The sequence below is a fragment of the Marinifilum fragile genome, assembly GCF_963677365.1.
Taxonomy (GTDB): domain Bacteria; phylum Bacteroidota; class Bacteroidia; order Bacteroidales; family Marinifilaceae; genus Marinifilum; species Marinifilum fragile.
Map to the genome: position 1 here is coordinate 3,082,574 of NZ_OY781962.1, position 14,053 is coordinate 3,096,626.

Sequence of the window (14,053 nt, forward strand, 5' to 3'; positions counted from 1 at the left end):
CATTTTTTTATTGTCGAAGAATTTCCAATGCTTGCTGAATGGTAATTTTATCGCTCCCAGAATAAGCTACTGTAAATGCATCGCTTAATCCAGCTTCTCTCAATTCCATCTTCAATTTACTCACTTTGCTATAAGAATCAAAGCTTCCAACCGTGCAAATTGTATATCCTCTATAATCATTGGTATATTCAATCTTATATTTTGAAAATGCTCTAAGTTTATTCTTCACATCTTGCGGAACATCTTCCGAAAAAGCACCCACTTGAACCTTAAATACAACTTTTCCACCATTAGTTTTTACCGCCTTAGGTTTTACAACTGGTTTTAGTGTTGATTTTGCCACTACCGTAGGCTGATAATTTTGATCTGTTATTTTTATTGCCTGAGCTAAATTAGCTTTCTGTCCATCCTTATAGGCAACCACAAATGCATTTGGGAACAATTGTTTGATTTCAGGAATAGATGATTTAGCTGATGCAAAAGTTGGGTAATTTCCGACCATGTATTTGTATAGTTTACCATTACCTGCCAATTCCTCCTTAACTGGATTTAAACCTTCGAAAAACTTAGGGTCTCTTCTACTTGAGAAAACTCCTACCTGTAAATGATAGACATATCCTGCAATTACATTCTCAGATTTTTCTGAAACTTTTTCCGAAGTCATTACCAAATGTTCTTTCTTTTCTGTTTGTGCAACAACATCTGTTTCTATGGTTCCTACAATATGCTTGTTCAAATAATCAGATTCAATAGATCTTGCCTGTATCATTTTTTGCTTGGCTTGATTTCCCAAATCGTATGATTTATCTTCCAAGTTTGAAATTTGCTTGCTTAAATTAGCTTTTACAGTCTCATTAGCGTCTGCCAACTTTGTTCTTAAATTTTCCGTTACACTATAAAGGCTATCAGAATTGAACTTATCATTTTTCGACTGCATAAAAATATTCTTTGCCTCATTTGATTTAAATTCCGTCAAGTAATGGTAAGTTAATTCTTCACTAATTTGAAAATTAAAGTATGGTAAATTAGCGTTAGTAAATTTAGTCGTGTATTTTATCGTAGAGGATGGCATTTCAACTGCAGGTTCTTCTGACAAAACTTTTTCTCCTTTTTTTAGCACAGCCAATTCAGGTAATGATTCAGCATTCATTACCACTTTTTGCTCTGGATATTCCGACATCTTAATTTTATAAATCGTCACATCCTTTTTCCCATTCTCACGACTCGAGGCAAAACAAGCAAACTCATCATTTACATCTGTTGCAAAAAAGAAATCATTAGAAGTTGAATTGATTGGAAAACCAAGATTTTCTGGTTCAGTCCAAGTATCGGTTATTTCATTGTATACCGATTTAAAAATATCAAATCCTCCCATACTTGTATGCCCCTGAGAACAGAAATATAATGTTCTGCCATCACCTGCCATATAGGGGTAAATTTCATCCAAATCCGTATTCAAAGCAGTTAGTGTTTCCCACTCACCCCAGCTGCCATTTTTTAAACGCTTGGCACGATACAAATCCCTACCGTTTTTTTTATTTTTCCCATAACTAGAGAAATATACATACTGTCCTTTGTTTGCCAAACATGCCACATCTACATCATCTGTTCCATCATATCTTGATTTAATGCTCTTTGTTTTCTTTGACAATCGATCATCAAAACCATCAATTTTGTAGTATCTGAAAAACTCTTGTTTATCAACTACTTTTTTATCTCGAACATCAAGCACGTAATAAGAATTCACCAAAGGCAAACCATTCTGACACATCACAATCAATTGATCAATACCTGTTGATTTTCTCTTGTAATATTCCTGAAACTTTCTGTAGTAACGAATTGCTGAATTAAATTGATAATTCATATGGAAAGCACGCCCCAAATAATAAGCAACTGACACATTTACATTCTTGGTTGAAGCGATTTTCAGATGCTTAATTGCTTCTGGAATATTTTCATTCAACTCCACCTGACAAACTCCAAGATAATAATTGTATTCAGGATCCTGAGGATATACATTCATAAGTTCCTGATACAAAGGCATCGCACTTTTGTAGTTTTCCTCATCGAAAAAAGCAAATGCTTCTTCTTCAATTTGCTGTTCGGTTTTTCCTCCGCTAAAGCTTTGGGCAAATGATATTTGGGCAATAAACAAAGCGATTAAAAGCAACGTGCTGCGTAATCTCATAGTATCGTTCATAGAATTAATGTCTTGCTTAAAAATAATCCGAGATATTAATTATTTTATTCATAGCCTGTTCATAATTTCATCTCTTAAACTCCCTTAAAAACAAGGCTTACAATTATAAAATATTAATATAGTAAATATTTATAACAAAGATAATATATAAAGTGTAAGTACGAAATAACCAGAGAAAGATTGAATTAACAAAATATCAGAGCATAATCTTAAAAAAAAGATCCTTTATTAAATCCATTTCGGTCGCAATTTTTTTTAACTTCATGGGTTAATAACTTTAGCCGAATTAATTCGTTCTGATATTCGGATTAAGGTATATTTGTAATTCAAATTTCTGAAAAATGACACATTTAAAAGAAGGAGATAAAGCTCCCGTTTTTAAGGGATTAAACCAAGATGAAAAAGAATTAAGCTTAGACGATTTCAAAGGCAAAAAACTAATTCTTTACTTCTATCCTAAGGATAATACACCTGGATGTACTGCGGAATCGTGTAATTTGAATGAAAATTACGATGCCCTTACAAATTTAGGTTTTGAAGTTGTTGGCGTTAGCCCCGACAAAATTGCATCACATCAAAAATTCATTGCAAAACACAATTTGGCTTTCAATTTAATTGCTGATACCGAAAAAGAAATTTTGGAAGCCTATGGTGCCTGGGGAATGAAAAAATTATATGGAAGAGAATACATGGGAGTCATTCGAACTACTTTCGTAATTTCGGAAGAAGGTATTATTGAAAAAATTTTTACGAAAGTAAAAACTAAAGACCATACCAATCAGATTCTTTCTGAGATGAATTTACAATAGCTTAAAGCTTTAAGAGGAAAAATATTTAAAACACATATTATGAGCAAAGACATTGCAGAAATTAACAAGGAAAAGCTGAAAGCACTTCAGCTAACCATGGAAAAAATTGACAAAACCTACGGAAAAGGTGCTATCATGAAAATGGGCGATGCAGCCGTTGAAGATATACCTGCAATTTCATCGGGATCTTTGTCACTAAATATGGCATTAGGAGTTGGTGGATATCCTAAAGGTAGAATTATTGAAATATACGGTCCTGAATCTTCAGGTAAGACCACTTTGGCAATCCATGCAATTGCTGAATCGCAAAAAGCTGGTGGTATCTGTGCAATTATTGATGCAGAGCACGCTTTCGATCGTTTCTATGCTGAGAAATTGGGTGTAGATACTGAAAACCTATTGATCTCTCAGCCAGATAATGGTGAGCAAGCTTTGGAAATTGCTGACCAGTTGATTCGTTCTTCGGCTATTGACTTAGTAGTAATTGACTCGGTTGCTGCTTTGACTCCAAAAGCTGAGATTGAAGGTGAAATGGGAGATTCAAAAATGGGTCTTCAAGCTCGTTTGATGTCGCAAGCATTGCGTAAGCTTACTGCAAACATCAACAAAACGAACACTACCTGTATTTTCATTAACCAGTTGCGTGAGAAGATTGGTGTAATGTTCGGTAATCCTGAAACAACAACAGGTGGTAACGCATTGAAGTTCTACGCATCGGTTCGTTTGGATATCCGTAGAATTGGTCAAATTAAGGATGGTGATGAAGTAAACGGTAACCACACTCGTGTGAAGGTTGTAAAGAACAAAGTTGCACCTCCATTCCGTAAAGCTGAATTCGACATCATGTATGGAGAAGGAATTTCTAAAACTGGTGAAATCATCGACTTGGGTGTTGAATACAACATCATTAAAAAGTCTGGTTCATGGTTCTCGTATGGTGAAACCAAACTAGGACAAGGTCGTGAGGCAGTTAAAAACTTAATCAACGACAATCCAGAATTGGCTGAAGAATTGGAAAACAAGATTATTGAAGCCATCAACAATCCGGTAGAATAAATTCTGACACCTATTATATAAATGAAAGACTCTCGCGATGCGGGGGTCTTTTTTTTGTAGGAACATCCCCCTCTATCCCCCTTGAAAGGGGGAATTTGGACAGTAAAATCGTTCATGGAATGAATCCCCGTAGAAACGCATGGCATGCGTCTCATCCCACGCTAACCGTAACACAACACAAATACCTTTACACACCTACCACAAAAATGCTCCCCCAAACACATGCACACCAACAGACGCATGCCATGCGTCTCTACTGTTTTATAAATTGATAATTCTTAATTGATAATTGTTCATTCTTCCTTACATTTACGGTGCTGAAAATATCTAACAACAAAATATCTACAATCATGACAAACAAGTACTTTTTGTTAGGATTGGCTTTTGTAGCAGGATTAACATCATGCGAACAGAAAGCTGAAGAATCAAAAAAAGATTCATCCTACAAAACTCCTGAAACCAAATTGGCATCAGACGTTATGACTCCGGAAGTATTATGGTCTTTCGGACGATTGGGTGGAGAAAGTATCTCGCCTGACGAAAAAACAGTTCTTTACGGAGTAACTTACTTCAACAAAGAAGAAGACAAATCGTACCGCGACCTTTATACAGTTCCTGTAGCTGGTGGCGATGCTGTTCAGATTACAAACACTGCAGGTAAAGAGTGGGGCGAGCGCTGGACCAAAGATGGTAAAATTGCTTTCCTTTCTGCTGAAAGCGGATCGGTTCAGGCATGGGAAATGAATGCCGACGGAACAGGTCGCAAGCAGTTGACTGATATTGAAGGTGGAATTAATGATTTCAAATTCTCACCAGACGAATCAAAAATTGTTTACTCAAAAGAAGTTAAGCTAAGAAAAGATGTACACGACAAGCATCCTGATTTGAAAAAAACCAACGGTAGAGTAATTACCGACGAGTTTTATCGCCACTGGGATCACTGGGTAGAAACTTACACTCACCTTTTCGTTGCGGATTTTAATCGCTCAAACATGTTAAAAGGCGGTAAAGATATCATGGAAGGTGAACAATGGGAAGCTCCTGTACGCCCTTGGGGTGGAATAGAACAGGTAGGCTGGACTGTTGATGGCAAGAACATCGCTTATTCTTCTCGCAAGAAATACGGTGTGGAATACGCTCTTTCAACCAATACAGATATCTATTTCTACAATGTAGAATCAGGCGAAACCAAGAACATGACCAAAGGCATGATGGGTTACGACAACAACCTTACCTTCTCGCCTGACGGAAAATACATGGCTTGGGAAAGCATGGAGCGCGATGGTTACGAGGCGGATCAAATTCGTCTGTTCTTAATGGATTTAAAAACTGGCGAGGCAAAATACATGACCAAAGGTTTCGACCAAAATGTGGGTCACCTAACATGGACCAAGGATAGCAAGTCGATCTATTTTATTTCGGACTGGCATGCAACTGACGAAATCTACCGCATGGACATTGCTGATGGCAAGATTCACAAAATTACCGAAGGGGTTCACAACTATCAATCGGTTCATCCTATTGGCGACAAGTTGATCGCAAAGCGTGTATCAATGAGCAAACCAGCTGAATTGTACAATGTTGATGCAAAAACTGGTGAGGCGAAAGAAATCTCGTTCGTGAACAAGCACATTCTTGATCAGTTGACCCTTGCTACTGTTGAAAAACGTTGGGTAAAAACTACCGATAACAAGCAAATGTTGGTATGGGTAATTAAACCTCCTCATTTCGACGAAAACAAAAAATATCCTGCTGTTCTTTATTGCCAGGGTGGTCCTCAAGGAACAGTTTCTCAGTTCTGGAGCTACCGTTGGAACTTCCAAATGATGGCTGCAAACGACTATGTAATTGTTGCTCCAAACCGTAGAGGTCTTCCTGGATTCGGTCAGGAATGGAACGAGCAAATTTCTGGTGATTACGGCGGACAGAACATGAAAGATTACCTATCGGCAATCGACAATGTAAAGGCTGAAAAGTATGTTGATGAAGATCGTTTGGCTTGCGTTGGTGCATCATATGGTGGATTCTCAACTTTCTGGATGGCTGGTCACCACAACAAGCGCTTTAAAGCATTCATCGCTCACGATGGTATGTTTAATCTTGAAGCTCAGTACTTGGAAACTGAAGAGATGTGGTTTGTAAACTGGGATCTTGGTGGCGCATACTGGGACAAAAAGAACAAAATTGCTCAGCGTTCATACGCGAACTCTCCTCACAAATTTGTTGACAAGTGGGATACGCCAATCATGGTGATTCATGGTGAAAAAGACTATCGCATTGTAGCTTCTCAAGGTATGCAAGCATTTAATGCTGCTCGCCTTAGAGGAATTCCTGCAAAATACCTTTACTTCCCTGAAGAAAATCACTGGGTATTGGGTTGCCAAAATGGAATTTTATGGCAGCGCGAATTCGCTAGCTGGTTAGACAAATGGTTGAAGAAATAAGCGAAAGCTATTTAAATATTAAATCCCTGCCAGCTTTGGTAGGGATTTTTTGATGCTCTCACTTTAAGCTGAGAGTATCAATAAAATTAATTGAGAGCCTCACTTGAAGTGAGAATCTCAAAAGCAATAATGCAAATTACACCTCTTTCGCTTCCTCTCTCCTCTTGGCCCACATACTTCTGCGAGCTCTAATTTTCTTATTGATTTCTTTCAAATCGGTTTCTGCAATTCGAGCCAATTTACCGTAATTATCAGGATCAAGTTTACGAAGGGTAAACAGGAAAGGCAAAATCTCCTCATTCAATAATCGATGTACCTTATGAGCCTGAGCCGTAGTCTGTACTCGTTGTTTTCGTTTTACTTTCTCTTCAATACTCAAACGATGGGCAGTCTGCAGCTGATTAATCAAATCTCTTAAGCCAACAATAAACACCTTAAGGCCATCTATATTTTCTACCTTAGGTTTCAGGTCTCCCAACAATGTTACTTCTATCAGTTTTTGCAAGCTTGGCATCTTTTCTTCAAGACTCAACTTGTGAGAATTTACGCCAAGGACAACAATTTGCTTCCAAATTTTCTTTGCGTCCCTTCTTTTATCCTCATCGGGATGATGCAAATACGATTTTACCAGGTACTTTACTCCCACAAACAAACTTGCAATTTGTTTATTCAACTCTCTCATGTTCCCTGTAAATGTACCTTTTCGCGACTTCCCAAAAGAATCCCGAAGAATAATACTTTGCTCATCTAATTCTTCAAGTCTGTTCAAAAATTGTTTGTCTACATCTATTTTCTCACCTTTCCAAAAGTCAACAATTGTTCTGGCAACCTCTCTAACTTCTGTTGCTTTGGCATGAGCTAATAACTGCTGATTTTTATTCATTATTTTGCGTAAATAATTATTGATCTTTAAGATAAGATAAATTTTACATTTAAATATTATATTAACCTTTTAATATGTCTATTTTTACTAATTATAATTTATTCTTCCTTAATGTTTTATTTATATCTATATTGTATTTTATATATTTCCTTATCGATTATTCATTTTTTACAATTCAAGTTAATCTTTTAAGCATTAAAACTCTCTTTTCCTTATCAATCAGCCAAAAATCCCTAAGTTTGCAGAAAATTTTTAATCCCTATGAAGAAATTCTTCCTATCAACCACAGTATTGGCAATATTTGCCTGCCTGCTATGGGCAACTCCCTTTACCGCAATTAAAATTGGATTGAAATACACCACTCCATTGCAGTTTGCAGGTTTGCGTTTCTTTATATCTGGCTTGTTGATACTCCCTTTTATTAAAGATTTAAAGTTCAAAATACTGGAATCGAAAAGAAGATGGAAGTTTGTGCTATGGGTAGCGCTTTTGCAAACTACTTTTCTGTACGGATTATTCTACATGGGAATCAGCTACGTCCCCGGAGCACTGGGTGCCATGTTAATTGGGGCTCAACCTCTTTTTGCAGCCATTATGGCACACCTGATGTTGAGCAACGACAAAATGAGCTGGCAAAAAATTGGGGCCATTCTTCTTGGAATGACAGGAGTATGCATCATTAGCTTGGGACGATCAGACTTTGTTTTTTCTACCACCATTCCTCTTGGCGTTGGAATTCTGATTCTGAATAACATTGTAGGTAGCACGGGAAATGTAATTGTATCGCGCGATGCTAAAGATATGCCTCCACGAGTATTGGCTTCCTTCTCAATGATTATTGGAGGAATTGGATTGATGTTGGCTTCCCTTCCTATCGAAAATCCATCGTGGAATTTTAATTTACCTGGCGAATACTGGATCTCTCTTGGTTGGTTGGCTATGGTATCGGCCTTTGCCATTACCATTTGGTTCGGATTGCTTCAGCGCCCGAACGTAAAGGTATCGAACCTAAACACCTGGAAATTTATCATTCCAATTTTTGGTGCCTTCCTAAGCTGGATGATATTACCGGATGAAAATCCGGATACCGTTTCGATTATGGGGATGATGGTGATTGCGAGTAGCTTGTTGTTGGTGAATTATTTGAATCGAAGATCCATATAAAAAGAAAGACGTAGCAGTGCTACGTCTCTACAATTATTTTTTATCAAACGCTGTCAGGCTTTCTTAATTGATTTTCTTTTCTTGATTAATAAAAATACACCATGGGCAACACCTAGAATTATGTGTCCAACAATAAATAAAATTGCGAGACCAAGTTGCCCAAGTCCATATTCATCATGTCCTGTTATTAATTTTGAATAATTGATTACAAATGTCATATATACTATAAATGCTATTGTATGCACTGTAAATATCCTCCAAAACGACTTATGTCTTGCTGTCATTACATAGGTCGCTATTAGAAGGAAAGGGGAACTCAATAGTAATATCAGGAAGAAAGTATTCATTTATTAAAAAACTATACAACAAAACATAATAGCGCTACAAATATTTTCATTAAACGCTGACAGGTCTTATAGACGCTGTCAGGTTTTCTTAATTCGTAATTGATTCTATTTTCGTTTCTTCTCCCTACGAACCAACTTAATGCTCTCAAAGTAGTTCATCATTTTGCGCAGCACATCGGCCCAAAGTGCGAAGAACAACAGTACTGTGCCCAACCAAACCACAGCCAGATTGAACCAGAAGGTATCAATATAGAAATTTCCAATTCGCTTTGCATGCGAGTAGAAATGCGAGCGACCAAACTTCGAATCTGGTGACATGAATATTGGATCTTTCTTTTGAATCAATTGATAATCCACCTCAATCATCTTGTTCACTTCGGTTCTGTTCAAAACCAAATCGGCCAAAGCTTGGTTATAATAGTTTTGTTTAAACTCATACACTCCATCTCGTCCTAAAGAATCAACCAATCGTGAATACTCATAATCTTTCTTGTATCCCGATTCGCTACTCATTCCTAAATAGTACAACTCAACCTGATCTAAAAAGCTCTTGGTTTGTTCGGCTACATTCAAATTAAAATCTTTAAGATTTAACTGATTCAATTCAGGAAAAACGGCCAATCCTGATTTATCAGCCAATTGCCTGATCTCATCGCGCAGCATTTTAAAATGAGCTTGGGTTTCTGTCGTATCCTTTTCGAACTCAATGCTACGTTCACAATCTAAAAGAACCGACTCCAGTTTAGGAATCAAGAATGAACTATTAAACGAAGCATCACTTATGCCTTTCTCATGATCGAAGAAGTGCTTTTCGAATTCATTGTCCTTAAACTGCGTAACCGCAAGTGCCTCGTAAGTCCAACGTGTGGTCATCAAATCCCCTACGATAGGAACATACACCTTGTCGGTAACACCATAATGAAGATCATCAAACTTAATCATTGCACCTCCAAGCAAAAGCTGTGGAACCAATATCAATGGAATTAAAATGTAAATGGTAATAACCGAATTTAATCCTGCTGAGATATTTAAACCTACCAAATTCGAAAAGCAAGCTGTTGTAAACAGCACCAGCCAATAGGCAAAAGTCATTCCCTCAATTTCCAATATGAAATTCCCCAGCAGAACGAACAATATGGATTGAATGGCAGATAACACAAACAAAAACATGATTTTGGATGCGAGATAACTGATTCTACACAAATTCAAAAACTTTTCGCGCTGCAATATCTTCTTGTCCCTTATGATTTCTTCGGCACTAACCGTAAGTCCTAAAAACATGGAAACCACAACCGCCATGAATAGGAATACCGGAAAGTTTTTGTTCTCTCCAAACACATAAGCCCCATTAGCTGTGTATTTGGTAAAGTAACCAAGAATGATCGCCAGCAGTGGTGCCTCAAACAGATTGATGATTAGATACTGCTTGTTGGTTAGTTTCGACAATACATTTCTGATCCAGAAAATGGAGAATTGCTTCACCTTACCAGGAATCTTAAAATCGCTTTGCGGCAACTTTTTTTCTGCCCTCAATGGCTGGTGATTTGACTCAATATTATCAAGGTATTTCTCGTACCATTTCTCAGGAGAGACTCTTCTGTCTCGAGTTGGTTTCCCTTGATCATCGATCAATTTGGTCTCTACGATCTGTAAAATCTGGTCTGGGTTTACATTCCCACAGGTTACACACTCACTTTCCGAAGCATTCACCTGCGAATTCTGAGTCTTAAAATAAACAATGGCATCAATGGGATTACCATTGTAAATTGGGTAACCACCTTTATCCAGAATCCAAAGCTTATCGAACATTTTAAAGATATCCGACGATGGTTGGTGAATGTTGGCAATCACCAACTTCCCCTTTAAAGTCTGCTGTTTTAGCAGCTTCATTACCATTTCCGAATCGGTAGATGAAAGCCCTGATGTTGGCTCATCAACCAAAAGAATGGCAGGCTCGCGCATTAACTCCAAGCCAATATTCAGTCGTTTACGTTGTCCTCCACTTATGAATTTGTTTAGCGGATTTCCAACCTTCAAATCTCTCGCTTCATACAAAGCCAAATCCTGAAGCATCTTTAAAACTGTTTTCAGAATCTGAATCTCGGTAAAATCTTTAAAACAAAGTTTGGCGTTATAGTAAAGGTTTTGAAAAACGGTAAGCTCTTCAATCAACAAATCGTCCTGTGGCACAAAACCAATTAAACCTTGAATGGCAAGCTTGTTTCGGTGGATGTCAAAATCGTTAATTCTAATTTCACCATTATTAAGCGTAAGATTTCCGTTAAGAACATTCAGCAAAGTTGATTTTCCAACACCACTACCTCCCATTATACCAATCAACTGACCACTTTCTTCGGACAAATTAAATTTCTGTATTCCGTTGTTCGAATTTCTAAATTTAAATTCGATATCCTTTGCCGAAAAAATGATTTTTTCCTGCTTTTCTTCTTCAAGAAATTTAGCAGCAATGTCTGAGAAATAAATCGACTTGATATTGGGGCCCTTTATAATAGAACCGTTCCCCAATTGGTAGGTTTTTTCAGAGATAATTTTGTTGCCCTCAAGATAAAGATTCAACTCACCTTCATATTTAAACACCAACAAGTTCACACTTTCGATGTACATTACGATAATTCGTCCATACAAATTTTCGCAATACATATGCTTGGTTTCGTTTTCTTTTTTCTTGGCTTCCTTTTTCATAAACCAAGACAAGTTATCCGACCATTCGGTAACCTTATTATCTATAATCAGGAATTTGCGTTTATCAAAATCATCTACCGTATCTCCCCAAACAAATGCAAGGCAATTAATGAACTCGGAACGTGTAATCTTGAAATTTTCTGCAACAATACTAATGAACTCAAACTCGCTTTCGCTTACCTTTTTATCTTCGTAAACGAACTCCATTAAGCGAAGCAATACAATTAATCTTTCTTCTTGTATCAATTCAGCTTTTACCTTGTTGCAAACTTTAGAAGCCTCTGCTAATGAAAGAATATCTGCCTGACGGGCATAAGTTATAGCCTGATACTCCATCTCGCGACGATAAAATTCCGAATAATTCTCGAACAATCGCAAGTATTCATCCTGAATCTCAGAATTCACATAACGACTTAAAAAGCTTTCTACAATAATTCTTCCTTTACCAGAAACACCCTCTTGTTTTGTGTTGGCAACAATTGCAAACAGGTGCATTAGAGCATTTAGTATCGATTCCCCCATGTACAAATATGAATTATGGTTTTTTGGCAGATCTGCGCTGTCTCTAAAATTACAATTTATTTCTTTACAAAAGATTGCAATTTTAGCTTAATTGACACAAAAAAACTGCCTCCAAAATTGGAAGGCAGTTCTAACATCTTTAGTGGAATATGATTACTCCACAATATTGTTTCTTAATTTTGCAACACTAGCAATAATTTCATTTAATTGTGCTTCAGTCATTTTTCCTTCCACAACTTTTTCGTAGCTAGCTTTTAGTCCTGTAAATTCAGCAATTAAAGCTGCAACATTAGGATCTTTCTTTTCTGGTTCAAGAACCTCTAATAATTTCTCCAAAGAAGCTTTCTGATCGAAAATTACCTTCACGATTTCAGGGTTTGCATAAGTATTTTCTGAAATGTGAGTTGCAATGTATAATCCTTCGATAAAGCTACCACTAACAACCAATAAAGATAAGTTCGCCTTTCCATTCTTGTTCAAAAACTCATAAGTATCATAGAAAGAGTTGGTAATTACTTTTACCAATTGATCTTTATCATCAAGATTTTTTTCTACATCATCAACAAGAGTTTTGTTGTAAGCACTTGTAATCTCAAGATTATCGATTAATGTTTTAGATGCCTTAAGGAACAACATAGTTTCTTGCTTGCGATTGTATGTACTTGCATAACTTAAATCAGCACCATAAACACCAAGATTAAGAGCTCTTGCTTTTTCAGTAAAATATTTATCAGCGTTATCTGTAGAATTTGATAAACCAAGAATATAGTCAGCTCCAATACGATTCAACATAGAAGTCAATTCGAAAGTAGTTGGTAAGGGATAAACTACATCTTTCACTTCACTTTCAATAGCTTTCTTTAATAATGGTTTTACTGTTTGTTCACCACTTTTCTTCTTATCAACTGGCTTACAAGCTACAACACTTAAAGCCAAAGCGAAAAGAATAAAGGTATAACGAGAAATAGCACGTCTGTTCATAGTCTTTAAAATTTAATATTGATCGGATTCAATTTATCAAAGCCTAAATTTAAGAAATAGCAGCTAATTCCTAGCATAATTGAGCATTATATTTGACTTCTTTTTTAGTTCTTACACCTAAAAATTGCGTTTTCCTCAAATTCAATCCTTTTTTCACGACAAAAAAAAGAGCCGATGCTGAAAATCGACTCTTTTACTTACTCAAACAGACTTGATTATAAAAATTACACGGGATGAATCCTTTGGAAGAATCCCTGCTTGTAATTATTTCCTATTGGTATGGTACCTTTATCCATATGTACCATATTTCCTTCTATCGATTTTATTTTTGCCAAAGCCACAATATAGGACTTGTGAATACGATAAAATTTGGCTGACGGCAATAATCTTTCAATCCCTTTCAAGGATTGATAAGTAACTACATGCCCGTCATTAGTAAAAATCTTAACGTAATCCCCTAATGCTTCAACATATTGAATGGCATCCAGGTTGATATTGATTGTTTTTTTATTTGCCTTTACAAAAATATATTCCAACTCATCCTTACCAGTTTCCTGAGATTCTGCAACTACTTTTACTTTCTCTTCTGCCTTTTGCACTGCTTGCAAAAAACGTTCAAATGAGAAAGGTTTTTTCAAATAATCCAGTACATTCAGTTCATAGCTTTCTAATGCGTATTCTGTATATGCCGTGGTAATAATAACCATTGGTGGATTTTTATAGGACTTTAAGAAATTAATTCCACTCAATCTTGGCATATTAATATCTAAAAAAATCAGATCGACCGATTCTTGTTGAAGAACCTCCATGGCTTCAATGGCATCACTACACTTCCCTTTCAACTCCAAACTTGAGAGTTCTGAAACATACTTTTCCAGTACTCTTTGTGCCAATGGCTCATCATCTATAATTAAACACTTCAACTTCATGCGTTTTGTTTTTTT

9 protein-coding genes are annotated in these 14,053 nt (G+C 36.6%); 4 read left to right on the forward strand and 5 right to left on the reverse strand.

Annotated elements, in window-relative coordinates; translation table 11 throughout:
• Positions 1–7 precede the first annotated feature (7 nt).
• Entirely contained in the window at positions 8–2,200 is a 2,193-nt protein-coding gene (locus ACKPCA_RS12245) for an SPOR domain-containing protein (RefSeq protein WP_321279347.1), read from the reverse strand.
• 341 nt (positions 2,201–2,541) lie between these two features.
• On the opposite strand from ACKPCA_RS12245, the gene bcp reads away from it, so the two are divergent.
• From bcp to dpp5, 3 genes are all read left to right on the forward strand, one after another.
• A complete protein-coding gene (gene bcp, locus ACKPCA_RS12250) occupies positions 2,542–3,009 on the forward strand; it encodes a thioredoxin-dependent thiol peroxidase (protein ID WP_321279348.1) in 468 nt (155 codons plus the stop codon).
• Between the two features lie 39 nt (positions 3,010–3,048).
• Complete coding sequence (recA, locus tag ACKPCA_RS12255; protein ID WP_054715740.1) at positions 3,049–4,065, forward strand: recombinase RecA; 1,017 nt, start codon at positions 3,049–3,051, stop codon at positions 4,063–4,065.
• A gap of 350 nt (positions 4,066–4,415) precedes the next feature.
• Positions 4,416–6,509 carry a dipeptidyl-peptidase Dpp5 gene (dpp5, locus tag ACKPCA_RS12260; protein ID WP_321279349.1) on the forward strand — a complete coding sequence of 698 codons (2,094 nt, stop codon included), beginning with the start codon at positions 4,416–4,418 and terminating at the stop codon, positions 6,507–6,509.
• A 136-nt stretch (positions 6,510–6,645) separates the two neighbouring features.
• Here the strand turns inward: dpp5 and ACKPCA_RS12265 are convergent, their stop codons facing one another.
• Positions 6,646–7,392, reverse strand: coding sequence for a hypothetical protein (locus tag ACKPCA_RS12265; RefSeq protein ID WP_321279350.1), 747 nt, complete (start codon positions 7,390–7,392; stop codon positions 6,646–6,648).
• Positions 7,393–7,653: 261 nt separating this feature from the next.
• Here ACKPCA_RS12265 and ACKPCA_RS12270 point away from each other — a divergent pair, with 261 nt between their 5' ends.
• A complete protein-coding gene (locus ACKPCA_RS12270; RefSeq protein ID WP_054720875.1) occupies positions 7,654–8,556 on the forward strand; it encodes a DMT family transporter in 903 nt (300 codons plus the stop codon).
• 452 nt (positions 8,557–9,008) lie between these two features.
• On the opposite strand, the gene ACKPCA_RS12275 is transcribed toward ACKPCA_RS12270, so the two are convergent.
• The 3 genes from ACKPCA_RS12275 to ACKPCA_RS12285 form a co-directional block, all read right to left on the reverse strand.
• Positions 9,009–12,128, reverse strand: a complete 3,120-nt coding sequence (locus ACKPCA_RS12275; protein WP_321279351.1) for an ATP-binding cassette domain-containing protein — start codon at positions 12,126–12,128, stop codon at positions 9,009–9,011.
• 153 nt (positions 12,129–12,281) lie between these two features.
• Complete coding sequence (locus tag ACKPCA_RS12280; RefSeq protein ID WP_321279352.1) at positions 12,282–13,109, reverse strand: hypothetical protein; 828 nt, start codon at positions 13,107–13,109, stop codon at positions 12,282–12,284.
• A gap of 224 nt (positions 13,110–13,333) precedes the next feature.
• A complete protein-coding gene (locus tag ACKPCA_RS12285; protein WP_321279353.1) occupies positions 13,334–14,038 on the reverse strand; it encodes a LytR/AlgR family response regulator transcription factor in 705 nt (234 codons plus the stop codon).
• Positions 14,039–14,053 lie beyond the last annotated feature (15 nt).